Raw genomic sequence first — 25314 nt, 5'->3', positions numbered from 1 at the left:
CGCTTCTTTCCTTCTCCCCTTGTGGGAGAAGGAAAGAAGCTAAGCATTCCCGATCAACACACCTGCGGCGAACACCAGCGCGCCGCCCAGCACCACCTGGAAGGCGGCGCGCAGGAACGGGGTCTGCATGTAGCGGTTCTGGACGAAGGCGATGGCCCACAGTTCGAAGAACACCACGACGGCGGCAACGGCCGTCGCCGTCCAGAAATGCGGGATGAGATAGGGCAGCGCGTGGCCGAGACCGCCCAGCGTCGTCATGATACCGACGGTGAGGCCGCGCTTTATCGGCGAGCCGCGGCCCGACAATTTGCCGTCGTCGGACGCGACCTCGGTGAAGCCCATCGAAATGCCGGCGCCGATCGAGGCGGCAAGGCCGACCAGCAGCGTCTGCCAGGTGTCATGGGTGGCAAAGGCGGCGGCGAAGATCGGTGCCAGCGTCGACACCGATCCATCCATCAGCCCGGCCAGGCCCGGCTGCACATAGGTGAGGATGAACTGGCGCTGTTCGGCGCTGGCCTCTTCATCCTTCACATCGCCAGGCACATGCTTCTGCTCCAGCCGCTGCGCCGAGTTCTCGTGCCCCTGCTCGGCCGCCGCCAGGTCGTCGAGCAGTTTCCGGGTCGAGGCATCTGATGTTCGCTTGGCCGCTTCGACATAGAAACGGTAGGCCTGTTGCTCCATCGCCTCGGCCTGGCGGCGCACATGCTCGATGCCGAGCGGCCTCACCAGCCAGTCGGGCTTGCGCTCATAATAGCCCCTCACATGTTCGCGCCGGATCAGCGGGATGCGCTCGCCGAAACGCTTGCGGAAGAGCTCGATCAGCGAGTCGCGATGGCCGTCCTCTTCCTCGGCCATCTCCTCGAACACTTTCGCCGATTGCGGAAAACTTTCCGCCAGCCCGTCGGCATAGGCCCGGTAGATGCGCCCGTCATCTTCCTCGGATGAAATGGCCAGCGCCAGGATTTCTTGTTCGGAGAGCGATTCGAAGGGGCGGCGGCCAAAGCCGAAAACACGGGAAAGCATGAGGAAAGGACCCTAGTTTAGAATTGTTCTAAACTAGGGTTTAGCGTGCTCGGGGTCAATCGCGCTGAGGCCGCGGGTTCAAGAATTGTTGAAGCGCTTGAACAGGGCCGCCCCTTCCTTATTGGCAAAGATTCACCTATATAGCTGAACCTAAGACAAGAACGAGGATTCCCGCATGACGAAGCCGCACGCACAGCATTTCGACCCGAAACCCGTTCTCGATCTCATCGCCAGCATCGAGGCCGATCTGCAGCGCCTGAAGGGCCTGGTCGAGCAGCAGATAGAGAAATTCGACCCCGCCAACCCGCACAACAAGGCCCCCGACGGCAAGCTGACCGAGGAAGGGGTCGAGTGCTGCTACCGCATGTTCGACGAAGGCAAATCGCGCTATTCGGTCGCCCAGCAGATGAAGATCTCGTTCGCCGCCGCCACGCATCGCTTCAACAATTGGCGCAAGCTGGGTGGGACGAAGAGGCAACGGACATTGCTGGGGTGAGAACCCGGTTCGCCGCAGGCGAATTGAAAGGGTCCGGTGGACCTTTCAACGGGTTCGAACCGGAGAGCTGCCGCAGGCAGCGGGCCTCCGGCTGAGCGCTCTGTAATTGGGCAAAAAACCTTGAGATAGGCTGGCGGGACAGCGCCCCCCTCCGTCCTGCCGGACATTCCCCACGAGGGGGAGATTGGCAGCTTCGGCGGCAGCGCCACCGCCAACTTTGTAACGGTCACATTTTTTCAATGGTGCGCCATGTGCCTTTGCGGGCATCATGAGAAGAGACTGCCTCTCTTGTTGGACCTCGCATGACCGCCACCACCCCTCCCGGCATCGCCGACATCCGTGCCGCCGCCGCCCGCCTCTCCGGCCTGATCGTCGAAACGCCATTGATCGAATCGGCCGAGCTGAACAAGCGCTTCGGCGGCCGTATCCTGTTCAAGCCGGAGACGTTGCAGCGCACCGGCTCGTTCAAGTTCCGCGGCGCCTACAACAAGCTGTCGTCGCTGAGCGAGGAAGAGCGCAGCCGTGGCGTCGTCGCCTTCTCCTCCGGCAATCATGCGCAAGGGGTTGCCGCTTCGGCCGCCATGTTCGGCGTCAAGGCGGTCATCGCCATGCCGGCGGACGCGCCGGCGATGAAGATCGGCAATGTCCGCAAGATGGGCGCGGAGGTGGTGCCGTTCGACCGCTTTCGCGATGACCGCATGACCGTGGTTCGCCCCTATATCGACAAGGGCATGGTGCTGGTGCCGCCCTTCGACGATCCGGCCATCATTGCCGGGCAAGGCACGATCGGCCTTGAACTGATGCGGCAGGGCAGGGCGCTCGGCGTCAGCCTCGACACCGTCGTCATCCCCTGCGGGGGCGGCGGCCTGTCGAGCGGCATTTCGGTGGCGGTCAAGGATGCCTCGCCGGGCACGGCGGTCTGGGCGGTAGAGCCCGAGCATTTCGACGACACGCGCCGCTCGCTCGCCGCAGGCGCGCGGGTTTCGAACGAGCCCGGCCACAGCTCGATCTGCGACGCGATCCTGACCGCCGAGCCGGGCGCCATCACCTTCGAAATCAACCGCAGGAACCTCACTGGGGCCATTGCCGTCTCCGACAAGGCGACCGCACAGGCGATGCGCGATGCCATGGCCTATCTGAAGCTGGTGGTCGAGCCGGGCGGCTGCGTGGCGCTGGCGGCGCTGTCGTCGGGCGAGATCGAACTGTCCGGCAAATGCGTCGCCGTGGTGCTGTCCGGCGGCAATGTCGATTTCGGCACCTATGCCGGGATCATGGCGGCCGCCTGAGCGCTTTGTCCTGTGCGCCATGCCTGCTATTGGCGCAGCCCGGCGGGCTGCCTCGGCCGCTCACAGCGGCCGGGCTGAGGCGTCCGTTTGCGGTCAGTCCAGCGTGCGCCTGAACCGCAGCAGCGCGGTGCCCGCGAAGACCAGCACGAACACGGCCAGCCAGCCGACCTCGGTAGCGATGGCGTGGAAGTCGGCGCCCTTCAGCATCACCGATCGGGTGATGCGCAGGAAATGCGTCAGCGGGAAGATTTCGCCCAGCGCCTGGGCCCAGCCCGGCATGCCGCGATAGGGGAACATGAAGCCGGACAACAGCAGCGACGGCAGGAAGAAAAAGAAGGTGAGCTGCATCGCCTGCATCTGCGAGCGGGCCATGGTCGAGATGGTGTAGCCGAGCAGCACCAGCGACAGCACGAAGACAAGCACCGACGACAACAGCAGCGTCAGGCTGCCAACGAACGGGATATCGAACAGAAGCTTGGCCGCCACCAGCACCACCGCGACCTGCACCGCGCCGACGACAAGGAAGGGCAGCACCTTGCCCAGCATGATCTCGGCCGGACTGGACGGCATGGCGAGCAGGTTTTCCATCGTGCCGCGCTCGGTTTCGCGGGTCAGCGCCATGGCCGTCATCATCACCATGGTCATCTGCAGGATGACGCCGAGCAGGCCGGGCACGATGTTGTATTGCGAAATGCCTTCAGGATTGTAGCGATGGTGCACCACCACCTGCAGCTGCTGCCTGGCATTCTCGGCGGCGGCCGCCTGCATGCCTTGGGCGCGCAGCAGCGCCTGGCTCGCCACCGTGCTCAGCGTGGAAATGGCGCCGCTCGCGGCCGAGGGATCGGTCGCGTCGGCCTCGATCAGGATCTGCGGATTGTCGCCGCGCTCGACTCGGCTGGCGAAGTCGGCCGGGATGGTGACGACGAAGGAAACGTCGCCGCGCGCCATCAGGAACTCCGCCTCTTCGGCGCTCTCGGTGACATGGTCGAAATGATAGTAGCCCGTCACCTGCAGCGCCGAGACCATGGCGCGCGTGTACTGGTCGTTGCTCATCGCCACCAGCGCCGTCGGCAAGCCCTTGGGATCGTTGTTGATGGCGAAGCCGAACAGAATGAGCTGCAGCAGCGGCACGCCGAGCATCATGGCGAAGGTGATGCGGTCGCGCCGCATCTGGATGAATTCCTTGATCAGCAGCGCGCCGAGCCGGGCGAAGGAGAAGACGCTGTTCATGCCATATTGTCCTTCGACCCCGACATGAACTGGATGAAGACATCCTCCAGGCTGGTTTCGCCCGGCGCCACCGTCACGCCCTTATGCTCCTTCTCGATATCGGCAAGCGCTGCTTCGAGCTTCTTGCTGTCGGAACCGACGACATGCAGCGTGGCGCCGAACGGCGCCACCTGGTCGACGCCGGGGCGGCCCTGCAGCGCTTCGGCCACCTTGGCGAGCCGCGGACCCTGCACCACGAACGTCGTCAGGCCGGCGTTTTTCACCACCTCCTCAACGGTGCCGGTGGCCAGCATCTTGCCGTAGGAGATGTAGCTGATGCGGTGGCAGCGCTCGGCTTCGTCCATGTAGTGGGTCGAGACCAGGACGGTCAGCCCGCCGCTGGCGAGGCGATGGATCTCGTCCCAGAATTCGCGCCGCGCCTTCGGGTCGACGCCGGCCGTCGGCTCGTCGAGCAGCAGCAATTTCGGCTTGTGCATGATGCACGCGGCGAGCGCCAGCCGCTGTTTCCAGCCGCCGGACAGCGTGCCGGCCAGCTGGTCGCGGCGCGTGGTGAGGCCGAGTTCCTCCAGTGTCCTGGCGACATACTCCTCGACCGGTCTCAGCTGGTAGAGCCGCGCCACGAATTCGAGATTCTCGCCGATGGTCAGATCCTCGTAGAACGAGAATTTCTGCGTCATGTAGCCGACTTCGCGCTTGATGCTGAGCGAGTCGGTGCGGATGTTGAACCCCAGCACGGTGCCTTCGCCTTCGTCCGGCGTCAGCAGGCCGCACATGATGCGGATGGTGGTGGTCTTGCCCGAACCGTTGGGGCCGAGGAAACCGACGATCTCGCCTTCGGCGACCGACATCGTCACTTGGTCGACGACGGTCTTGTCGCCGAACCGCTTGACCAGGCCGTGAACGTCGATGGCGTTCATTTTGCCGTTTCCGCAAGCTCGACATCGACGATCTGGCCTGGCTGCAGCGGGCCGGCATCGCCCTCCGGCCGCGCCTCGACCAGATAGACCAGCTTCTGCCGGTTCTCGAGCGAATAGATCACCGGCGGAGTGAATTCGGGATCGGGCGAGACATAGCTGACGCGCGCCTTCACGCCCTCGCCACAGCCGTCGCAATGAACGCTGAGCAGGCTGCCGATCCTGACCGAAGAGAAGGCAGCCTCCGGTATGTAGACGCTGAGTTTCACCGCGCCGTCGGGCAGCATCGAAATGACCGGCGCGGTCGGACCGGCCGTGTCGCCGGGATTGCGGATGACATCGTTGACGCGGCCGGGCGAAGGTGCGGCGAGCGTGCGCTTGGACAGCCGCCACTGAGCCTGCTGCAGGGCTGCCTGTGCCTGCTTGACCTGATTGTCGGCGGCCTTGATCGTCTCGGGCCGCGCCGGCAGGCCGCCGACGGCGAGATTGGCCTGCGCCTGGCCGACCTGGGCGTTGGCCGTCTCCAGCGTCGCCGAGGCGGTGTCGTAATCGGCCTGCGTGCCGGTGCCGCGCTTGAACAGGTCGGCGGCGCGATCGTATTTGCGCTTGGCGTCGTCGGCCTGCGCCTTGGCCATGTCGACCTGCGCCTTGAGTGCGGCGATCTCTTCCGGCCGCTTGCCGACCTGCAGATCGGCGAGCTGCGCCTGCGCCTGGGCGAGGCTTGCCTCGGCCTGGGCCACCGCGATCTTGGCGTCGGCGCTTTCCAGCGTCACCACCGTCGTGCCCGGCATGACGCGATCGCCGCGCTTGACGGCGACGGTCTCGACCTGCGCCACCTCGATCGGCGCCAGCAGCACATAGTCGCCCTCGACATAGCCGACGGCGAGTGGCGCGGCGGGCGCACAGGCACTGAGGAGCTTCGCGGCAAGCGGCAAGGAGCAGAGGAAACTCATTGTTTTGATCCAATTGGGGGTTTTGATCCCATTTTGGGTTTTGATCCCATTCGGGCGGCCAGTATGGCGCTGAGATTGTCCGTGGTGACCGCCACGACCTTGGCGGCCTCGGCGGCGCCGATGTCGTGCCAGCCCATGCGGCGCTTCACCGCCTCGCGACCGATGCGGAAATAGACGACCTGGCCGATCAGCGTGAACACGGTGAGCCGGGTCCGCTCGCTTTCGGCCGGCTCGCCGGTCGCCTGCTCCCAGAGATGGCACAGCCGGCGATGCGTCGGCTCGAACACACCGTCATAGATGCGGTCGAGCGCAGCGGTAGGATGCTGCAGTTCGCGCAGCAAGAACTGCACGATCTCGCCGGCGTGCGGCTGCGCCACGACGAAGCCGACGATCCCCTCTATCGCGGCGAAAAGCTGCGCGCGCGCCGCCTCGGGATCGCCCGCAGGCGCGGCCTGGCCACTGCCTGGCGCCTGGCCGGCGGCCAGTGCCCGGCCGGCAACCGCCTGAACGGTCTCGACGATATAGTCGGCGACGGCGGCGCGGAGGCCTTCCTTACCGCCGAAATGATAGGCGATCGAGCCGATATTGGCCTGCGCCTCGGCCGCGATCTCACGGGTCGAGGTGCCGTCGAAACCCTGCCGGCCGAACAGTTTCAGCGCCGCCTGCACGAGTACGGCACGCGTCAGCTCCGGTGATGTCTCGCGGCGTGAACTTTTAGCGTCGGGCAATTTGATCATGGGCAGACTTTAATCAATCGATTGATTAAAGTCAACTTGTGTTCAGAGCCGTCTTGCCATCGCCCGCGCCAAACGCTTTAGTGCGCTGCCATGGGCAAGGAAGTCGAGCGCAAGTTCCTGGTCTCCAGCACCGCATGGCGGGGCCTGGTCGAGGCGGATATCCGCATTCTCCAGTTCTATCTCGCCACGGCGCCCGGGCGAACCGTCCGCATCCGCATCAGCGACGGCGCTTCCGCGGAGCTGACGCTCAAATTCGGCAGCGGCGTGCGCGAGCGCGACGAGTTCGAATATCCGATCCCGCTTGCCGATGCCCTGGAGATGCTGGACTTCGCCATTGGACGTGTCATCGAGAAGACACGTCACCATGTTAGGCATCGCGGCTATCTCTATGAAGTCGATGTCTTCGGCGGTGCGCTAGCGGGACTTGTGGTGGCCGAACTCGAGACTCCGGAAGATGTGCCGGACGAAATGCTGCCTGACTGGCTTGGCCGTGAAGTGACCGGCGAGCAGAAATTCTACAACGCGTCGCTCGCCCTCGGGGGGATACCGGAGATCGCCGCATGAGTTTTCGCATCGACCCGCGCCTGCCGTTGACCGATGAGGTCAGGCGCATCCTCGCCGAGGAAATCGGCAAGGCACTTCAGCATCTGGATGCAGCGCGCAGCCGGCCAGAACAGGGACTGCACAAATGCCGCAAGCGGCTGAAGAGCGCGCGTGCCTTGTTGCGCCTGGTTCATTCCGGTGACGAAACATTCTGCACCACAGAGAACCAATGCTATCGCAACGTGGCGGCGCTGCTTGCCGGCCCGCGCGAGGCGACGGCGCTGATCGAGACCGTCGACCGGCTGGCAGCAGCTTTTCCCAAGGAGAGCGCCGATGGCGGGCTCGATGCCGTGCGCGACAGGCTGGTCGCGCGCCAGCACGATCTGCATGAGGGCGCCGGCCTCGAAGCAGCGATCGGCGCGGCGACCGCGGCCTGCGCCGACGGCATGAAGCGGATCGAAAGCCTTGCCTTGCCCGACCAGCCGGAACAGGCGGCCGACGTGCTTGCCGAAGGCGCCCGCGTCACCTTACGCCGTGCCAGGAAGGCGCTCGACAAGGCCGGCGCGCGCGGCGCGGCCGATGATTTCCACGATTTGCGCAAGGCGGCCAAGACGCATGGCATGCACCTGTCGCTGCTGGGCAGACTGTGGCCGACGCCGATCAAGGCGCGGCGCAAGGCGGTCGATGAACTGGGCGAGCGGCTCGGCGAACTGCATGACCTGTTCGTCATGCGCGCGCTGCTCGAGGCGGACGACGAGACGCTGGGGCCGTGCGAGGACACGAAGCTTCTCGGCAAGCTCTTGAAGCGCTCGGAAAAGAGCCTGCGGAAATCCTGTCTTGCCGAGGCCGCCGAATTGTTCGGCGACAGTCCCAAGCGCTCGACGAAGAAGCTCGCCCGCAAGGCGCGCGACGACCTGGCCAGCCCGGCGCACGACGAGACGGGCGCTGCCGCCGGCTGACGAAGCGCCGGCGCGCTGGCACTTCCCCGCCGGCCCGTGCTAGTCACACTCCATCATGACCGAGCCCGACACGCTTCTGGATCGACTTGGCCACTGGCTTGCCGGCCGGCTGCAGGAAGAATCCTCCGGCTATGAGCCCTATACCCCGTCCGACGCCGAGACGCTGCGCCGCACGCTGGAGCCAGGCGACATCCTGCTGATCGAGGGCAACCAAAAGATTTCGGCGGCGATCAAATACCTCACACAGTCGACCTGGTCGCATGCGGCCTTCTATGTCGGCGACGCGCTGGCCGAACCGGAGGACGGAACCGAGAGGCGGCGGCTGATCGAGGTGACGCTCGCCGAAGGCTGCGTGGCGGTACCCTTGTCGCGCTATCGCACCTACAACACCCGCATCTGCCGGGCGAGCGGGCTGACACCGGAGGACCGCGATCACGTCGTCGCCTTCATGATCGGCAAGCTTGGCCTGAAATACGACCTCAAGAACATTTTCGACATGTTGCGCTATTTCCTGCCGACGCCGCCGGTGCCGGTGCGCTGGCGCCGCCGGATGCTCGCCTTCGGCTCCGGTGACCCGACGCGGGCCATCTGCTCCTCGCTCATCGCCGAGGCCTATGGCCAGATCCACTACCCGATCCTGCCCGAGATCACCCATGCCCCCGGCCGTGCTTCGGCGCAGTCGACTTATATGCGCAAGGAAATCCTGCACATTCGCCACCACTCGCTCTACACGCCGCGCGACTTCGACCTGTCGCCGTTTTTCCGCATCGTCAAGCCGACGCTGGAATATGGTTTCGACTACCGGCAGATGGTCTGGGACGACAAGGCAAGCACAGACGCCGAAGCCGCAAAGGCTGGAGCTATCGCCTCAGACACGTGATGGCTTCGGCCTGGGTCAGGACATGCCCCTATGGCGCGGCCTATGCGGCCGAGGTGCAGGGGTTTCACATGGCGGCCCGCATCATGCCGAAACCGCAACAGCGCCCTGGCTTTCGGCTCTGCGTTCGACCCAGACATGGACCGGTTCGTCCCGGCCGCGGATGCTCACCGGTCCATGATCGCGCGCATTCAACCGTGTCGTGGGCGATTCCGCCTTCGCGGCCTCGATCAGTCGTGACCCAAAGCAAATATTCGCCTGAAGCTCACGGCAGAGCGACTGCAAACGGCTGGCGACGTTGACGGTGTCGCCCACCACGGCGAAGGACAGATTGCGCTCGCTGCCGACCGCGCCGATGACGACTGCGCCATATTGAGCACCGATCCGAACGTCCAGCGGCGGATATCCCCTGGACACCCGCTGTACATTCCAGTCTTCGAGAGCGGCGACCATCGCTTCAGCGCATTGGATGGCCCGAGTGGCGTCGTCATGGCTGGCTTGCGGAACCCCGAATGTCGCCATGATGCAATCGCCGATATAGTTATCGACCGTGCCATGGTGGTCGAAAACGACCTGTTCCATGCGACGGTGGAACTGACGCAGAAGTTCGAACACTGCTTCGGCCGGATGATCCTCGGAATAGTGTGTGAAGCCGACGATGTCGGCGAACAGCACCGCGATATCCTGCCGGCGGACCGGGCCGAAGGGCTCGTCATCGGTGGCGAGCTGGTCGACGACATTGGGCGAAAAATGCCGGGCGAGATTGGCGCGGGCGCGCTCTGCCTTGACATAGTCTTCCGACAGACGTCGGGAACGAGAGACGACCAGCGCCATGATCGCGCCGATAATCAGCACGACCAACACGTTGGTCGCCTGCGCGAATGTATCGACGAAATTGGGGTTGAGATAGAGGTTCAGTCGCTCTGTCACCGGCAGCGAATAGAGGTTCGTCGCCGGAATGACGGTTCCCGGATGAGAAATCACCCATCCCACCCCGATCGCCCACGTCAAGGCCGCGAGCGCGCCGAGATAGAGCGCCAATCGTGTCGAAAGCGTCAGCGCGCCAAGGCATATGAAAATCAGCAGGAATTTGAAGCTGCCCTCGCGCAGTTGCATCGCGGCCGGCGCGACCTCCTGGGAAAACGGGTTGGGCGTTACCAGCAGAATGGTCAACAGAATGATGTCCAGCGTACCGACGAGGTAACCGATCCACCATGGCGCAGTGCGACGGCGCGCAAAGAGAAACTGGATCAGGCCGACGAGTTGGAACAGCACGAGGCCCGCCAGCACGAAGAGCAGCGAAGCATCCCAGCGGCTGATCAATGAAAAGAAGCAGGAGATCGCGGCGAGCGATGCCGTACGCGCCCAGAACTGCAATGCAGCACCCTGGCGTTCAGCGCGCGCCCGCAAATTTTTCAGGCGCGAATAGCGGCGAAGTTCAAGTGTTGGTGCGGTCGGCATAGGATCTCTTCGATTTCACGGGGACGTGTCACGCATTCGGCAAACCCGCTCTCTACAGCCTGGCAAATCAGTGCGCGAATCCTATCATGAATGTTGGTGTTCTATCCCAACGCGCCTACGGGCGGGGTCGGCATCACTGGTCGCATGGCTGGTCCCGGCGGCAAGCTGGTGGCGATGGTGGCAGTCGGCGCCGCCGGAGCGGGCGCGACATGCTCAGCCGCCAGATGCAATCCTGCTTGGGATGATTGGTCAGGCCGGCAAAGGACGGCGTCCCTTTGCAGGAGCGGCGGGCTGGGCGCCGGCATCGCGCGGGTGCGGGCCGATCGGCATGATCGCAGGGAACGGCGTCGCGCCAAAGGCAAACGTGAATTTGTAGCCGGTCAGCCCATCCTCCGGCGTCGTGTGCTGGTCATGATGGGCGAGCAGCTTGACGCGCTCGGCCAGTTCCTCGGCCTCACGCCGCACCATCTCCGCCGTCTCCGGCCGCATCCGCCTGGAGAAACTGACGAAAGTCGCCTCCTTGTCGATATGGGTGATGGCCCAGCCGATGAAATTCTTGTTGGTCATCTCGAACAGCGGCCTCAGCGGTCCTTCGAAATTCCACTGGATCGGTGTTTCGACCAGCAGTCTTGCCGAAAGACCCCGGCCGAGCGCGATTAGGCCGAGCTCCTCGAGGTCGCGCAGATAGAGGAACATCGAGGCCTCGCTCAGGCCTTGCGAGCGCATGATGCCTTCGGGCGTGAACTTTTCCGACAGCATGACGAAAATGAACAGCAGCGCCGGCCGGCCGGCGAGCCGGCGCTCGATCTCGGGCGCGATGTGGTTGAGCGGCCCCGGCCCGCGGTTCATAGAGCCGAGCACGTTTTCCAACTCTACACCGGCGGCCGCGCAGATCTCCACCAGCCGGTCGAGCTTGCAATTGCGCTCGTGGAAGATGCGCTTCACCGTCGGCTCGGAAACGCCCATGCGTTCGGCAAGCTGGCGATAGGTGACGCCCTTGGCCTTCAGCGTCCGCTTCAGCGCTTCGAAGATCAGACCGTTCATGGCATGCACCTCTTGCAGGCAGTTTCGTATCGATATTTGATACTAGCGGTAATCGGGCTTCCGGAAAAGTATCGAAAACCCCAAGCTCTCGCCTGTCATCACAGGAGAACAGCCATGAACCGCCTCTCAGCCTTTGCCCTTGCCGCCGCCATCGGTATCGCCGCCGCACCCGTCGCCCAGGCCGGCGAGCTCTGGCGCGCCACGGGCCTCGAACAGCCGGAATCGGCGCTGTTCGACGCCGCCAACAACCGCATCATCGTCTCCAATATCGTCGGCAATCCTGGCGAGGCCGACGGCAATGGCTATCTCTCGGTGCTGTCCCTCGACGGCAAGACGATCACCCAGCACTGGACCGACGGCATGGACGCGCCCAAGGGCATGGCGATATCGGGCGGCAAGCTCTATGTCGCCGACATCACCAAGGTCCGCGTCGTCGATCTCGCCAGCGGCAAGCTGATCGCCAGCATCGTGGTGCCGAATGCCGTGTTTCTCAACGACATGACCTCGGACCATACGGGCAAGGTCTATGTCAGCGACATGCTGGCCGACACGATCTACCGCATCGACGGCGACCGGCCGGAGCTGTTCGTCAGGGATGCGCTGCTCGCCTCGCCCAACGGCGTCTTCGCCGACGGCGACAGGCTGATCGTCGCCTCCTGGGGCAAGGGCATCAAGCCCGACTTCAGCACGGCGGAGCCGGGCGGGCTGCTCGCCGTCGATCTCGCCAGCAAGGCGGTTTCGCCGCTGCCCGGCGCGCAGAAATTCGCCGACCTCGATGGCGTCATCGCTATCGGCGACACCATCTATGCCACCGCCTACATGACCGGTACGCTCTACCGCTACAAGGCCGGCGGTGCGCCGGAGGCGGTGGCGCATTTCAAGCCGGGCAGCGCCGATATCGGCACCGACGGCAAGTCGATCCTCTACGTGCCGCTGATGAACGAGGGCGAGGTGGCGGCATTGAAGCTCGATTGAGACCCGGTGCTCTTGGGGTCGATCCGCGCAACCTCTGGCTAACAACCGTTGGATGGACCGTGCTACGACGGTCCATCCAACGATGATGGTCAAGGAGGATTGCCATGGACGATCGGGAGATCCGGGCGGCTCTGGATCGCCACTGGGCGGCCTCCGATGCCGGCGACCTCGAGGCGGAACATGAGATCTACCGAGACGATGCGGTGCTCGACTATCCACAATCGGGCGAGCGCATCCACGGCCAGCGCAACATCCAGTCCTCGCGCGCCGCGCAGCCCAACCGCAAGCGTTTTGCCGTGCGGCGGATCACCGGCACGAATAACCTCTGGGTCACCGAATATGTCCTGACCTATGACGGGCGGCCCTCCTATACGGTCAGCATCATGGAGTTCCTCGACGGCAAGGTGGCCCGCGAGACCCAGTATTTCAGCGAGGCGTTCGAGCCGGGACCATCGCGCGCGCAATGGGTCGAGCGCATACCGTGAGCCGTGGTGAGGATCATCCGCCGATCGCTCGTTCGGAGCTGCCTGATGATACGGCCGCTCTCGCCCGTTACCTCATCGGCAAGCTGGTGGTGCGCGACTTGCCCGAAGGCATGGTCAGCGGCCGCATCGTCGAGACCGAGGCCTATGTCGTCGGCGATGCCGCCGGGCATGGTTTCAGGGGGATGACCCCGCGCAACCGTTCGCTGTTCCTCGAGCGCGGCCACGCCTATGTCTATCTCGCCTATGGCGTCTCCATGATGCTGAATGTCTCAAGCGAGGTACCGGGGATCGGCACCGGCGTGCTGATCCGGGCGCTCGAGCCGCTCGACGGTATTGAAATCATGCGGCGCAATCGCGGCGTCGAGCGCCTGCGCGACCTGGCGCGCGGGCCGGGAAGGCTGGCGGCGGCGCTGCGGATCGACCGGTCGCTCGACGGGCTCGACCTCTGCCGGAAAGGCCCTCTATGGCTGGCGAAGGATAACCAAAAACCCGGCGAGATCGGGCAGAGCACAAGGATCGGCATCACCAAAGATGCCGCCCGGCTGCTGCGGTTCTATGTCAGGGGCAGCCTGTTCGTCAGCGGTCCGAGATCGCTTCAGGAATAAGAGACCAGCCGGCTTTCGCAGCACGACCCCCTCAGACTGCGATTTGCAGCGTTCCGTAGCGCTTTACCTCGGCTTCGATCTCCCTGACCAAAGTCTCGAGCGCGGGGTTTCTGGGGACCCGCGCGCGCCTGATGACATAGGCCAGGTCTGGAGGCTTGGGGAATTTGTCGTCGACGATTTCCATGGCGGGCTGCAGGTAGCGCTGACTCAAAAGTGCGACGCCGAGCCCCGCGGTCACGCCTGCAATGATCCCGGCTGCGCTGGAGCATTCGAACACGGTCTCCAACACCGTATCCTCATCCTGCCCGACGTCGATGCCCCAGCGCCTATAGAAGCAATTTTCATCGAAGGAAAGAAACGGGACCGGCTTCCCGGCCGACAGGACCAGATCGCGCGATTTCACCCAATGCAGCGTCTCGCGGAACAGGAGGATATCGGCGGGGCGGACCTCGTGCTGGAAGACCTGGATGATGGCGGCATCAAGGGCTCCCTGGCTGAGCTGTTCCTGCAACACGAGGCTCATGCGCACCTGCGTGCGGACGCTCACCTCCGGGTAGAGCCGGCGAAAGCGGCCGAGAATGCGCGAAAGGTCCGTGCACGTCGTATCCTCGGTCATCCCCAGCGCGATCTTGCCTTGCAAAGGGCTTTTCGACAGGCTCAGGACCGCCTCGTCATGGATGCCGAGAATGCGCCGCGCATAGCCAAGCAGATCCTGTCCGGCCGTGGTGAACATCGGCGCATTTGCTTTCCGGGTGAGGATTTCGCAGTCGAGACTCGTTTCAAGCCTCCTGATCTTGTGGCTGACGGCCGACTGCGACAGGCCGAGAATCTCGGCCGCGCGCGTGACGCCGCCGTGCCTCTCGATCGCGACCAGTGCGCGCAAGGCGTCGACATCCAGTCGGCGGCTCATCACTCCGGCCATGACAATCCTCGCTCGAAACCAACCAGATGCGTCAATTTCTGATCCTCTGATGTCCGCCAAGCAAGTTGATATGCCGGTTTTCGGACCACTTCATGATCATATCGAAATTTGTCATGTGCAAAGGCGCATGCGTGTCGTCAATAGTCCGCGCCAAAATTGGCCATGATCCGCTTCCGGGTTACGGACGCCTGACCAAAGAGATGCCATGACGCTCCTACACGCCAAAGCCCATCGCCTCGTGTGGCCAATGATGGCGACCGCGCTGGTCGTAAGCTGGAGTTCCGGCTTCGTCGGCATCCGCTACGCCAGCGAGAATGCCGATGTCATGCAGGTGCTGTTCTGGCGGACACTGATGTCCGGATTGATCCTCTTGCCATTTGCTCTCCTGATTGGACCGCGCATAAGCGCCCGTGCCTTGGTCCAGCAGATGGTCTTCGGCGTGGCGATGATGTTCCTCTATCTCGGCGGATTCGCGCTTGCCATCGGCCAGCGCGTGCCGACCGGCCTTGTCGCGCTGATTTCCGATCTTGTCCCGCTCGCCATCGCGGCCTTGTCGCAGCCGGTTCTGGGACACCGACTGACCGGGAGACAATGGATCGGAACGGCCCTCGGAGTGACGGGCGTTCTCATCGTCTCGCTGGACAGCCTGAGCCTCGGGACGGCCCCGGCCTGGGCATATTTGTTGACAGTCGCTTCCATGATGGTTCTGGCGCTGGCAACCCTGGTGCAGAAGCGGATGGGGACGATCAATATGCCCATCTATCAGAGCCTGTGCATTCAATGCCTGACGGCAGCAGTCCTTTTCGCCGCTTGCGCCGAATGGAATGGCGGGCTGATGCCGCCCCTCGATGCCCGGTTCGGATTCGGCATCGCCTGGCTGGTGCTGTTTTCGACCTTCTTCTGCTACAGCACGTACTACGCAAGCCTGCGCCTCTACACCGCCTCACAGGTCAGCAGCGTGATCTATCTCAGCCCACCGGTGACGATGCTCTGGGGCTGGTCGATGTTCGGCGAGCCGCTTTCGAAGGCGATGCTGGCTGGCCTTGCGGTGACCTTGTTCGGCGTCTGGTTCACCTCGCCGGGCAGCGCAGCGTCGAAGGACTTTCAGCTCAGTCAGCAGCAGATCGGCTAATCACCGAGGCGAAATCGGCCTCATGATTGGTCGCGATCCACGCTGGCGTCGCTTCGTCCACGGACACCAAAGGAGGTAAACCCATGAAGCTCACAGATTTCAAAGCCCTGACCTTCGACTGCTACGGCACCCTGATCGATTGGGAATCCGGCATGATCGACGGGCTGAAGCCGCTGACCGGACGGGCCGCTCGCACATTGGGCCGGAACGACATTCTGGAAGCGCACGCCCGCCACGAATCCAGCCAGCAGAACTGGACGCCGGGGAAACACTACCGCGACCTTCTGGCGATCGTTTACAAGCGACTTGCCGAGGAGTGGAGTGTCATCGTCACCCCTGAGGAATGCGTGGCGTATGGCGAAAGCGTGAAGGATTGGCCGGCTTTTGCCGACTCCGCGGAAGCCTTGCAGTATCTCAAAAAGCACTACAAGCTGATCATCCTCTCCAACGTCGATAACAAAAGCTTCTCGTTCAGCAACAAGAAGCTCGGCGTGGACTTCGACGCGATCTATACGGCGGAAGATATCGGCTCCTACAAGCCTTCCGACCGGAACTTCGACTATATGCTCGAAAAGCTCGGTACAATCGGGATAGAGAAGCGAGAAATCCTACACACCGCGGAAAGCATGTTCCACGATCACGCTCCCGCCAACCGCTTGGGCCTGACATCGTGCTGGATCTATCGCCGGCATGCGGATCAGGGCTTCGGCGCCACGATGAACCCAGGCGAGGTACCAGCGGTGGATTTCCGCTTCGACAGCATGGCTGACCTGGTGAAGGCGCACGCCGAAGAATTGCGGGGCTGACATCCGAGCCGCCAGGCAGCTTATCGCGTGACAGCACGCGCCGGCCAGGCATATCCCGGTCGCCACCGTGCCTCACTTCCCTACCAGCTGCGCCCGTGCATCGCTGATCGAGGCGGCGTAGGTCACCAGCGGGCGCTTGACACCGTGGTTGATCAGCATGCGCCGTATTGGCGGCGCTGCACCCGCTATGATGAAGCGGACACCGGCGCGCCTGGCCTTGTGGGCAGCACTTTCGATGACATTGGCGGCCGTCGAATCGAAGAGCGGCACGGCGGAACAATCGAGGATGAAGTTCTTGCGCTGGTCGGCGATGCGGTCGAGCACGCTGCCGACAGTGGAGGCGGCACCGAAGAAGAAGGCGCCGGAGATGCGATAGACGATGGTGTCGGCGTCGCTGGCCTCGCTGGGATCATAGGCGCCGGCGGCGTTGACGGTGTCGGCGATATCGTCCTGCACCAGATCCGCCTCGACCGCGACGGATTTCGCCATGCGGTCGATGAACAGGATCGAGCCCAGCGCGAAGCCGACGACGATGCCTTCAGTCAGGTCGCGGAAGACGACGATCAGGAAAGTCGCCATCAGCACCAGCGCGTCGCCGCGCGAAGCGCGCAGCAGCGTCGCGAAGGCCTGCTTCTCGAACATATTCCAGCAGACCACCGCCAAGACGCCGGCCAGGGCGGCGAGCGGGATGTAGCTGGCCAGCGGCGCGGCCGCCAGCATCAGCACGAGCAGGATGACCGAATGGACCATGCCCGAGACCGGCCCGTGCGCGCCGGCCCGCACATTGGTGGCGGTGCGGGCGATGGTGCCGGTGGCGCAGAGGCCGCCGAACAAGGCGGATGCGATGTTGGCGAAGCCCTGCGCCACCAGTTCGCAATTGGAGCGGTGCCGCCGGCCCGTCATGCCGTCGGCGACGACGGCGGACAGCAGCGATTCGATGGCGCCGAGCAGCGCGAAGGCGACGGCGTCCGGCAGGACCTCGATCATCCTGTCGAGACTGACCGGCGGAAGCGCAGGCCATTGCAGGCTGCGCGGAATGCCGCCATAGCGCGTTCCGATCGTCTCGGCCGGCAGCGCAAACAGCGCCACGACGAGCGAGGCCAGCCCGATGGCGACCAGCATGGCCGGCCATTTCGGCCGCCAGCGCTTCAGAAAGGCGATGGTAGCGATGGTCAGGGCCGCCACGAAGGTCGCCGCCGGGTTGATCGTGCCGGCCGCCTCGCCAAGTGCGATCAGCTTCGGCACGAACGGTCCGGGCTCCTTGCCCGGCAAAGTCAGGCCGAACAGTTCGACAATCTGGCCGGAGAAGATGATGACGGCAATGCCGGCGGTGAAGCCGACGGTGACCGGATAGGGGATGAACTTGATGTAGGTGCCGAGCCTGAGATAGCCGATGGCAAGCAGGAACACGCCGGACATCATCGTCGCCAGGAGCAGGCCATCGACACCGACGCGCGCCACCGTCGCCGCCACCAGCACGATGAAGGCGCCGGCCGGGCCACCGATCTGGAAGCGGCTGCCGCCGAACGCCGAGATGATGAAGCCGCCGACGATGGAGGTGTAAAGTCCGCGCTCCGGCGAGACGCCGGAGGCGATCGCGATCGCCATCGACAGCGGCAGCGCGACGATGGCGACGGTCAGCCCGGCCATGACGTCGGCCTTGAACTGCGGCAGGTGGTAGCCTTCGCGCCAGACCGTCACCAGCTTGGGCATGAACAATTCGGAAAATGTCGGCTTTGCCGACCCGTGGGCCGACCCTTGGGCCGACCCATGGGCCGACTTTCGGGTCGATTGATGCACTGCCTGCCGTGTCTGATCCATGGACTGCCTTCCGCACATGAAGGCGGCGGGATCGTCGGCAGGAGTGTCGGCGGTCGCCGTCGCGACTTATGCCGGCTCAGCCCTGGGATCTGGCGGCACGGCGGGTTTGAGGCGCACGCCCCTGCCGCCGCGCTCGCTGGCCTGGTTCTCGCCGATCAACTCCACCCCGGCCTCGTCGAGCGCCTGGATGACCTTCATCAGCGTATCGACCACGCCCCGGACCACGCCATCGCTCGCTTCCATGCGCTGGATGGTCGGAAGCGAAACGCCTGCGCGCTCGGCGAGCGTCTTCTGGTCGATGCCGGCCAAGGCCCTTGCGGCACGCATCTGCGCGGCAGTGATCATCGGCCGGACCCCATGTCTGAGTCTGCAGTAATAAGGTATAATACCATTGTCATGATGTTTCAAGCATCAGTATGAATGTCTGAGGCGTAAGCGCCTTCACCTGATTGTCCATTTTTTCCGATACTTCCCGAGGATTGCAGGCTAGGGTGTCGTCCATCTGGGCGGGGGCAACGCGGTTGAATATTTTCAAGACCTTGATGACATCGGCATGCCTGCTGTCGATGGTTCTGGCGCTGGCAGGCTGTGGTGGACACCTCATCAACAGATTGATCTGAGCGCAAGCCCGAGGGTGCAGTCAGGCGCCATCAGCATCGTCGCTCACCACCTTGCGGCGCTGCAGCAGCCGCGCCACCAGCCAGCACAGCATCGCCCAGGCGAAGCCCGCGCACCAGCCGGCCAGCACATCCGACGGCCAGTGGACGCCGAGATAGATGCGGCTGACGCCGACCAGCACCGTCGTCAGCACGGCCAGCGACAAGACGTAGATCTTCGTGGCCCTGCCATGCAGGAAGCGCGCCGCGAGCGAACCGAGCGTGAGATAGGTCACCGCCGACAGCATGGCGTGGCCGCTCGGGAAGGAAAGCGAGGTCACGCCGACCAGATGCGAAACGAGCTCGGGCCGCGGCCGGTCGACGCCGACCTTCAGCAAGCTCGACAGCACCTGGCCGCCGGCCACGGCGACGAAGATGAGAAGTGCCGTCCCCGGCCGGCGGATCAACAGCAAATAGAGGATCGTTGCCGTCGTGATCAGCACCAGCACGCTGGCGCTGCCGAGGCTGGTGATGTCGCGCATCGCTCCTTCCAGCCACGATGGGCCGATCGGGATTCCCGGCTGACCAACCTGGCGGAAGGCAAGCAGGATTTCGGTGTCGAAGGCGTGCGGCGCGGTTGCCCGCGCCACCTCCGTCAGCTCGACGAAGCCCCACAGGCCGCCGGCGATGACCAGGCCGGCCAGCAACACCGGGAATTCGATGCGGTTGAGCAGGGTGCTTGCGGTGTCTCTCATCGGGCCGGTGTCGCAATCTTCATCTCGATCAACGCCCCTGTAGATAGGGCCCGAGCGTGATCAGCGCCACGGCGGCGATCGCCAGCATGATGCCTGTGGCCTGCAGCGCGTTGACGCGCTCGCCGAAGAACACCAGCGCCACGACGTTGACCGAGACCAGCTGGATGACCGCCGAGAGGCTGAACGACACCGACATGCCGAATTCGCGGATCAGCCGCAGCATGATCAGATTGCCCAGCGAATAAAGCGCGAGCGTCAACAGGATCTTGCCCAGGCTCGGCGCCAGTCCCCATTGCTTGGCGGCGGTTGCCGCCAAAAGGAAGATCACCGTCGAAAAGCCAAGCTGCAGCAGTCCCGAAAAACTCACCGTCCCATCCCCCTCGAAGCGGCTGCCGCCGCATGTCCCGCCGACCTTGTTTCCGAAGCGCCTTGAGACGTCAAGCGACCTCCTTTCTAACGAAGGCCTTGGCAACGGCAAGGCTGAGGCTCAATGTGCCGATATCGCCCAGCTGTTCGATGGAAGGGCGGTCAGGGGATCATGATTCGTATTCTGCAGAATTTGGCGCGGCGCTGGAGCGAGCTTTCGCTTGCCCTGCAATTCCTCGTTGCGGGAGGCTTTGGCCTTCTGGCCGTCATGCTGGTGGTGGGCGCCTGGGTGACGTCGCAGATCCGGGACGGCGTCATCCGCAATTCGGCCGCCACGACGGCGCTCTATGTCGACAGCGTGATCGCGCCGCTGCTGCCAGACCTGCGCAAGAGCGAGACGCTCAGCGAGTCCGTCAAGCAGGCGCTCGACGAGACGCTCGGCCAGGGCGCGCTCGGCAAGCGCCTGGCCTCGTTCAGGCTCTGGCGCCGCGACGGCACCGTGCTCTATGCCAAGGACCCGACGTTGATCGGCCGCCGCTTCGAACTGACCGACGATCTGCGGTCCGCCTTCCAGGGCAACGTCACCGCTCAATTCGATACGTTCGACGAAACCGAAGGCAAGGAGCAGACCGTCGGCGTGCCGTTGCTGGAGATCTATAATCCCGTGCGCGAACCCTGGTCCGGCGAGGTGGTGGCCGTCACCGAATTCTTCGAGATCGCCACTGATTTCAAAGCCACGCTGGCCTCTGCCCTGCTGTCGAGCTGGCTGATCGTGGCCGGCACCACCCTGACGGCCTTTCTGCTCCTGTCGAGCATCGTGCTGCGCGCCAGCCGCACCATCGACGATCAGCGCGGGGCGCTGCGCCGCCAAGTGTCGGAGCTGCAGGGGCTGGTGACGCAAAACAGCGCCTTGCGGCAGCGTGTGCAGCGGGCGTCCCGCCGCGCCACCGCACTCAACGAACGATATTTGCGCCGGATCGGCGCCGACCTGCATGATGGACCGGCACAGCTCGTGGCCCTGGCGGCGCTGCGCATGGACAGCCCGGTATTCTCCGGCGAGGGCCATTGGGGCGAAAACCGCTCGACCGAGGTCGCGATGATCCGCAAGACGCTGGAGGATGCGATGCGCGAAATACGCGGTATCTGCACCGGTCTCGTCCTGCCGCAGATAGAAACGGCTGCGGCAACGGACATATTGCGGCTGGCCGTCGACGAACATGAGCGCCGGACGGGAACGTCGGTGACGCTCACACTGCCCAGGCATTTGCCTGAACTTGGCCCTTCCGAGAAGATCAGCATCTATCGTTTCGTGCAGGAAGGGCTGAACAATGCCTATCGCCACGGGCGGGCCAAGGATCAGGCGGTGCGGGCCGGGATGAAGAATGGCAGGCTTTTTGTCGAAGTGTCGGATGGCGGGCCGGGTTTCGATCCGGCGCGGGTCGACGGATTGGGGCTCGCCGGCCTCAGGGAGCGGGTCGAAAGCATTGGCGGCCAGTTCGAGACCGTGACCGGAGCGCAAGGCACGCGATTGGTGATCAGTCTTTCGGTCGAGGAGCAAGCATGATTGGCACTATCCGCATCGCTATTGTCGACGATCATCCGCTGTTTCGCGAAGGCGTGACGCGCAGCCTGTCGGAGATCGGAGGTTTCGAGATCGTCGGCGAAGGCGCGACAGCGCAAGATGCCGAACGCATCGCCTCGACGATGCAGCCTGACATATTGCTGCTCGATATCTCCATGCCGGGCGGCGGCCTGTCCGCGGTTGCAAGCATCCTTGCCGTCCATCCCGCCCAGAGGATCGTCATGCTGACCGTGTCGGAGACCAATGCCGACGTAACCACGGCGCTGAACGCAGGCGTGCAGGGCTATATCCTCAAGGGTGTCGGATCGCGCGCGCTTGCCGAAATCCTGCGCAATGTGGCGGCCGGCGAGAGCTATCTTTCGCCGACGCTGTCGGCGCGGCTGCTTTCCGATCTCCAGTCCCCGCAATCTGCCAACGGCGCGGCGGACCGGTTGCGGCAACTGACCGAACGGCAAACTGAAATCCTGCGGCTGGTGGCGGAGGGGCTCTCAAACAAGGAGGTCGCCTTGCGCCTGGAGCTGCAGGAGAAAACGGTCAAGCACCACATGACCGGGGTGCTGTCGAAACTCAATGTGCGAAACCGCACCGAAGCGGCTCTCATGATGCGCGAATTCCGCGAGCGGGACAGAAACCGCCCTTAGAGCAATTCCAGGAAAAGTGTGGAACGGCCTTCCCGGGAAAAACGCGTAGCGTTTTCCCTTGGGAATTGCGTCAAAACTAAACCAGTTTCACAAGGCTTTTAGACGGCTGACATCGGCCGGCGTGGCCCGGCGATCGATGATCGTGCGACCCAGCGCATCCTTCATTTTGAAACGGCCGTTCTCGATCTTTTCGGTGATGCCGTCGGGGTGTGTGACTGTAATCTTGTTGTCGCTCACCTCGACCTTGTCACCGGTCGTGCCGTTGACATGGCTGACGCCTTTGTCGACCTGACCCTTGCCCAACCCCGAGGTTTCACCACCGCCTTCGGTACCGGAATTGCCGCCACCGCTGTTGCCACTGTTGCCGCCGCCGTTGCCACCGCTGTTGCCGCCGCTATCGCCGCCGCCATTGCCATCACTGTTGCCGCCGCCATTGCCGCCGCCGTTGCCACCGCTGTTGCCGCCGCTATCGCCGCCGCCGTTGCCGCCGCTATTGCCACCGCCATTGCCGCCGCCGTTGCCGCCGCCGTTGCCACCGCCATTGCCGCCGCCATTGCCGCCGCCGTTGCCACCGCCATTGCCGCCGCCATTGCCGCCGCCGTTGCCACCGCCATTGCCGCCGCCGTTACCGCCGCCATTGCCGCCCTTGGCGGCCTGTGCCGATGCGGCGTCGATTCCGGGAGCGGATCCGTGCAGGGAAATTCGATAGGGAATGATGGTCAGCGCCAGAGCAGCCGCCGAAACGAGCGTCAGCCGGCGACACCGGGCCGTGATCGATCCGTGCATCCTGATCTCCGTCGATTGAGCCGGCGCGCCCACCCCAACGTTGCAACCAGCAACATCGCCGAAAGATGTGTTGGCCGGAAGCGACCTCCGACCGTTGCGTTTGTCCTCCAGGACTTTTGCCAGCGCAAGATTGGACCAAAGTCCGATGTCACGGTGACAACCGCCTCGCGCGGAGCTGCGGAGCCGCTATGATGTCACGAAAATGTGATCGGTCTGACGTAAGGGGTCGAACAGGCAACAAGCTCCAGCCACTCCAAAGCCAGAGGCCCTCCGTGACCGACCATCGCTCCCCCGACACCCGATTCCGCACCAGCCTGCTCGAGGAAAACGACAGTCCGGCCATCAACCCCACCGACAACCGCACCATGGGCGACATCATCGCCGCGCGGTTCTCGCGCCGGGGATTCCTGAAGGGATCGCTCGCCGTCTCGGCGATCGCCGCGACGGTCGGCCCGCTGGCCATGATCGCCGCCGACGATGCACGCGCCGCGGAAGGCTCGGCCTTCAAATTCGACGAGCTCGAGGCCGGCATCGACGACAAGCATCATGTCGCGCCGGGCTACGACGCCGACGTGCTGTTGCGCTGGGGCGATCCGCTGTTTGCCGATTCGCCGGAATTCGACCCGACGAAACAGTCGGCTGAGGCGCAGGCCAGGCAGTTCGGCTACAACAACGACTATGTCGGCTATATCGCGATCGACGGCTCGGCCGAGCACGGCCTGCTCGTGGTCAACCACGAATACACCAACCCGCATCTGATGTTCCCGGGCATCGTTTCGATCGTCGAGAAGGACGGGAAGAAGAAGGCCGAGGTCGCACCGCTCTCGAAGGAGCAGGTCGATGTCGAGATGGCGGCGCATGGCGGCACCATTGTCGAGATCCGCAAGGAGGGAGGCAAATGGCAGGTGGTGCGCGACGGCAAGCGCAACCGCCGCATCACCTCGACCACCGAGATGGCGCTGTCGGGGCCGGTCGCCGGCCATGACCGCGTCAAGACCAATGCCGATCCGTCCGGCACGAAAGTGTTCGGCACGTTCAACAATTGCGCCGGCGGCGTCACGCCGTGGGGCACGTATGTGATGGCCGAGGAGAACATCCACGGCTATTTCTCCGGCGAACTGCCGGAAGGCCACAAGGAAGCCGCCAATTACAAGCGGCTCGGCATTCCGGAAGGCGCCTATGAATGGGGCGCGCATTACGACCGCTTCAACCTCGCCAAGGAACCTAACGAGCCCAATCGCTTTGGCTGGATTGTCGAGGTCGACGTCAACGATCCGAATTCGACGCCGAGGAAGCGCACCGCCATGGGCCGCTTCAAGCATGAGGGCGCCGAATCGATCGTCGCCAAGGACGGCCGCGTCGTCTTCTATCTCGGCGACGACGAGCGCTTCGACTATGTCTACAAATTCGTCACCAAGGGCGCCTTCAACGCCAATGACCATGCCGCCAACAAGGACCTGCTCGACGAAGGCACGCTGCATGTCGCCAAATTCGCCGAGGACGGCACGGTCGACTGGCTTCCGATCGTCTTCGGCCAGGGACCGCTGACGGCGGAAAACGGCTTTGGCAGCCAGGCCGACGTGCTGATCGAGACGCGGCGCGCCGCCGATCTGCTCGGCGCCACCAAGATGGACCGGCCCGAGGACATCCAGCCCAATGGTGTCAACGGCAAGGTCTATGTCATGCTGACCAACAATTCGAAGCGCAAGGCCGACCAGGTCGATGCCGCCAACCCGCGCGCCGAAAATGCCTTCGGCCACATCATCGAGATCACCGAGACCAACGGCGATTTCACGGCCACCAAAGGCAAATGGGAAGTGCTTTTGAAATGCGGCGATCCGGCGGTTGCCGATGTCGGCGCCACCTTCTCGACGGCGACGACGGCCAATGGCTGGTTCGGCATGCCCGACAATTGCGCGGTCGATTCGGCCGGGCGCCTGTGGGTCGCCACCGACGGCCAGGGCCCGAAGGCCACCGGCCGCACCGACGGCCTGTGGGCGGTCGACACGGAGGGGGCTGCGCGGGCGACATCAAAACTGTTCTTCCGCGTGCCGATCGGCGCCGAAATGTGCGGCCCGCTGTTTGCGCCCGACGACCAGACCGCCTTCGTCGCGGTCCAGCATCCGGGCGATGGCGGCGAGGATTGGGAAGGCTTTGGCCGCCCGTCCTACTATGAAGACCTGTCAACGCGCTGGCCGGACTTCAAGCCCGAAATGCCGGTGCGGCCGTCGGTCGTCGCCATCACCAAGCAGGGCGGCGGCAAGATCGCGGTCTGATATCGGGTCCGCAAATATCGAGGGAGGGCTTCGGTTTGCCACC

26 protein-coding genes are annotated in these 25314 nt (G+C 64.0%); 13 read left to right on the top strand and 13 right to left on the bottom strand.

The features are described from left to right. Positions 1–39: 39 nt before the first annotated feature. The gene (gene mbfA, locus MAFF_RS18935) at positions 40–1023 is read right to left on the bottom strand and encodes an iron exporter MbfA (protein ID WP_010912560.1); all 984 of its coding nucleotides are present in this window, start codon (positions 1021–1023) and stop codon (positions 40–42) included. Positions 1024–1198: 175 nt separating this feature from the next. Between mbfA and MAFF_RS18930 the strand changes: the two genes are divergently transcribed. Next, positions 1199–1519 carry a hypothetical protein gene (locus MAFF_RS18930; protein WP_010912559.1) on the top strand — a complete coding sequence of 107 codons (321 nt, stop codon included), beginning with the start codon at positions 1199–1201 and terminating at the stop codon, positions 1517–1519. Positions 1520–1821: 302 nt separating this feature from the next. Then, entirely contained in the window at positions 1822–2805 is a 984-nt protein-coding gene (locus MAFF_RS18925; RefSeq protein WP_010912558.1) for a threonine/serine dehydratase, read from the top strand. A gap of 93 nt (positions 2806–2898) precedes the next feature. On the opposite strand, the gene MAFF_RS18920 is transcribed toward MAFF_RS18925, so the two are convergent. From MAFF_RS18920 to MAFF_RS18905, 4 genes are read right to left on the bottom strand one after another with little or no spacing between them, the layout of a single operon-like run. After that, positions 2899–4035 (bottom strand): ABC transporter permease, encoded by a 1137-nt coding sequence (locus tag MAFF_RS18920; protein ID WP_010912557.1) that lies wholly within the window; start codon positions 4033–4035, stop codon positions 2899–2901. Beyond that, on the bottom strand, positions 4032–4952 hold the full coding sequence (locus MAFF_RS18915; RefSeq protein WP_010912556.1) for an ABC transporter ATP-binding protein: 921 nt from the start codon (positions 4950–4952) through the stop codon (positions 4032–4034). The genes MAFF_RS18920 and MAFF_RS18915 overlap by 4 nt, the downstream gene beginning before the upstream one ends. Next, the gene (locus MAFF_RS18910; RefSeq protein ID WP_010912555.1) at positions 4949–5902 is read right to left on the bottom strand and encodes an HlyD family secretion protein; all 954 of its coding nucleotides are present in this window, start codon (positions 5900–5902) and stop codon (positions 4949–4951) included. The genes MAFF_RS18915 and MAFF_RS18910 overlap by 4 nt, the downstream gene beginning before the upstream one ends. Next, a complete protein-coding gene (locus tag MAFF_RS18905) occupies positions 5899–6639 on the bottom strand; it encodes a CerR family C-terminal domain-containing protein (protein ID WP_010912554.1) in 741 nt (246 codons plus the stop codon). Before MAFF_RS18905 ends, MAFF_RS18910 begins: the two co-directional genes overlap by 4 nt. A gap of 90 nt (positions 6640–6729) precedes the next feature. Here MAFF_RS18905 and MAFF_RS18900 point away from each other — a divergent pair, with 90 nt between their 5' ends. From MAFF_RS18900 to MAFF_RS18890, 3 genes are read left to right on the top strand one after another with little or no spacing between them, the layout of a single operon-like run. Further along, positions 6730–7203 carry a CYTH domain-containing protein gene (locus MAFF_RS18900; RefSeq protein WP_010912553.1) on the top strand — a complete coding sequence of 158 codons (474 nt, stop codon included), beginning with the start codon at positions 6730–6732 and terminating at the stop codon, positions 7201–7203. Further along, the gene (locus tag MAFF_RS18895) at positions 7200–8141 is read left to right on the top strand and encodes a CHAD domain-containing protein (protein WP_010912552.1); all 942 of its coding nucleotides are present in this window, start codon (positions 7200–7202) and stop codon (positions 8139–8141) included. The genes MAFF_RS18900 and MAFF_RS18895 overlap by 4 nt, the downstream gene beginning before the upstream one ends. 55 nt (positions 8142–8196) lie before the next feature. Then, positions 8197–9021, top strand: coding sequence for a YiiX/YebB-like N1pC/P60 family cysteine hydrolase (locus MAFF_RS18890; protein WP_010912551.1), 825 nt, complete (start codon positions 8197–8199; stop codon positions 9019–9021). A gap of 81 nt (positions 9022–9102) precedes the next feature. Here MAFF_RS18890 and MAFF_RS18885 read toward each other — a convergent pair whose 3' ends face one another. Then, positions 9103–10479, bottom strand: coding sequence for an adenylate/guanylate cyclase domain-containing protein (locus tag MAFF_RS18885; RefSeq protein ID WP_010912550.1), 1377 nt, complete (start codon positions 10477–10479; stop codon positions 9103–9105). A 249-nt stretch (positions 10480–10728) separates the two neighbouring features. Beyond that, positions 10729–11523 (bottom strand): helix-turn-helix domain-containing protein, encoded by a 795-nt coding sequence (locus MAFF_RS18880; protein ID WP_032932396.1) that lies wholly within the window; start codon positions 11521–11523, stop codon positions 10729–10731. Positions 11524–11637: 114 nt separating this feature from the next. Here MAFF_RS18880 and MAFF_RS18875 point away from each other — a divergent pair, with 114 nt between their 5' ends. The 3 genes from MAFF_RS18875 to MAFF_RS18865 all read left to right on the top strand — a co-directional run bounded on the left by MAFF_RS18875 (position 11638) and on the right by MAFF_RS18865 (position 13588). Next, positions 11638–12498 carry an SMP-30/gluconolactonase/LRE family protein gene (locus MAFF_RS18875; RefSeq protein ID WP_044548554.1) on the top strand — a complete coding sequence of 287 codons (861 nt, stop codon included), beginning with the start codon at positions 11638–11640 and terminating at the stop codon, positions 12496–12498. A gap of 104 nt (positions 12499–12602) precedes the next feature. Then, positions 12603–12983 (top strand): nuclear transport factor 2 family protein, encoded by a 381-nt coding sequence (locus MAFF_RS18870; protein WP_010912547.1) that lies wholly within the window; start codon positions 12603–12605, stop codon positions 12981–12983. Next, entirely contained in the window at positions 12962–13588 is a 627-nt protein-coding gene (locus MAFF_RS18865) for a DNA-3-methyladenine glycosylase (protein ID WP_010912546.1), read from the top strand. Before MAFF_RS18870 ends, MAFF_RS18865 begins: the two co-directional genes overlap by 22 nt. Before the next feature lie 31 nt (positions 13589–13619). Here MAFF_RS18865 and MAFF_RS18860 read toward each other — a convergent pair whose 3' ends face one another. Beyond that, positions 13620–14510 carry a LysR family transcriptional regulator gene (locus MAFF_RS18860; RefSeq protein ID WP_010912545.1) on the bottom strand — a complete coding sequence of 297 codons (891 nt, stop codon included), beginning with the start codon at positions 14508–14510 and terminating at the stop codon, positions 13620–13622. A 205-nt stretch (positions 14511–14715) separates the two neighbouring features. On the opposite strand from MAFF_RS18860, the gene MAFF_RS18855 reads away from it, so the two are divergent. Together MAFF_RS18855 and MAFF_RS18850 are read left to right on the top strand one after the other, a co-directional pair. Continuing rightward, positions 14716–15642: a DMT family transporter gene (locus tag MAFF_RS18855; RefSeq protein WP_010912544.1), complete on the top strand. Its 927-nt coding sequence runs from the start codon at positions 14716–14718 to the stop codon at positions 15640–15642. An 83-nt stretch (positions 15643–15725) separates the two neighbouring features. Further along, positions 15726–16448, top strand: a complete 723-nt coding sequence (locus MAFF_RS18850; RefSeq protein ID WP_010912543.1) for a haloacid dehalogenase type II — start codon at positions 15726–15728, stop codon at positions 16446–16448. A 72-nt stretch (positions 16449–16520) separates the two neighbouring features. On the opposite strand, the gene MAFF_RS18845 is transcribed toward MAFF_RS18850, so the two are convergent. The 4 genes from MAFF_RS18845 to MAFF_RS18825 form a co-directional block, all read right to left on the bottom strand. Next, a complete protein-coding gene (locus tag MAFF_RS18845; RefSeq protein WP_080511887.1) occupies positions 16521–18269 on the bottom strand; it encodes a SulP family inorganic anion transporter in 1749 nt (582 codons plus the stop codon). Between the two features lie 66 nt (positions 18270–18335). Next, positions 18336–18614, bottom strand: a complete 279-nt coding sequence (locus MAFF_RS18840; protein ID WP_010912541.1) for a helix-turn-helix domain-containing protein — start codon at positions 18612–18614, stop codon at positions 18336–18338. A 295-nt stretch (positions 18615–18909) separates the two neighbouring features. Then, the gene (locus MAFF_RS18830; protein ID WP_010912539.1) at positions 18910–19620 is read right to left on the bottom strand and encodes a phosphatase PAP2 family protein; all 711 of its coding nucleotides are present in this window, start codon (positions 19618–19620) and stop codon (positions 18910–18912) included. A 28-nt stretch (positions 19621–19648) separates the two neighbouring features. Beyond that, positions 19649–19987: a hypothetical protein gene (locus MAFF_RS18825; RefSeq protein WP_010912538.1), complete on the bottom strand. Its 339-nt coding sequence runs from the start codon at positions 19985–19987 to the stop codon at positions 19649–19651. A gap of 171 nt (positions 19988–20158) precedes the next feature. Between MAFF_RS18825 and MAFF_RS18820 the strand changes: the two genes are divergently transcribed. Together MAFF_RS18820 and MAFF_RS18815 are read left to right on the top strand one after the other, a co-directional pair. Continuing rightward, a complete protein-coding gene (locus MAFF_RS18820) occupies positions 20159–21550 on the top strand; it encodes a sensor histidine kinase (protein WP_044548549.1) in 1392 nt (463 codons plus the stop codon). Further along, a complete protein-coding gene (locus MAFF_RS18815) occupies positions 21547–22209 on the top strand; it encodes a response regulator (RefSeq protein ID WP_010912536.1) in 663 nt (220 codons plus the stop codon). Before MAFF_RS18820 ends, MAFF_RS18815 begins: the two co-directional genes overlap by 4 nt. A gap of 87 nt (positions 22210–22296) precedes the next feature. Here MAFF_RS18815 and MAFF_RS18810 read toward each other — a convergent pair whose 3' ends face one another. Continuing rightward, the gene (locus MAFF_RS18810; protein ID WP_044548544.1) at positions 22297–22995 is read right to left on the bottom strand and encodes a hypothetical protein; all 699 of its coding nucleotides are present in this window, start codon (positions 22993–22995) and stop codon (positions 22297–22299) included. A 272-nt stretch (positions 22996–23267) separates the two neighbouring features. Between MAFF_RS18810 and MAFF_RS18805 the strand changes: the two genes are divergently transcribed. Beyond that, complete coding sequence (locus tag MAFF_RS18805; RefSeq protein ID WP_044548542.1) at positions 23268–25271, top strand: PhoX family protein; 2004 nt, start codon at positions 23268–23270, stop codon at positions 25269–25271. Positions 25272–25314 lie beyond the last annotated feature (43 nt).

Origin of the sequence: Mesorhizobium japonicum MAFF 303099 (assembly GCF_000009625.1) — a bacterium.
Classification (GTDB): Bacteria; Pseudomonadota; Alphaproteobacteria; order Rhizobiales; family Rhizobiaceae; genus Mesorhizobium; species Mesorhizobium japonicum.
Note: the sequence above shows the minus strand (reverse complement) of the source record. Positions and strands in the feature narration are given on the sequence as shown.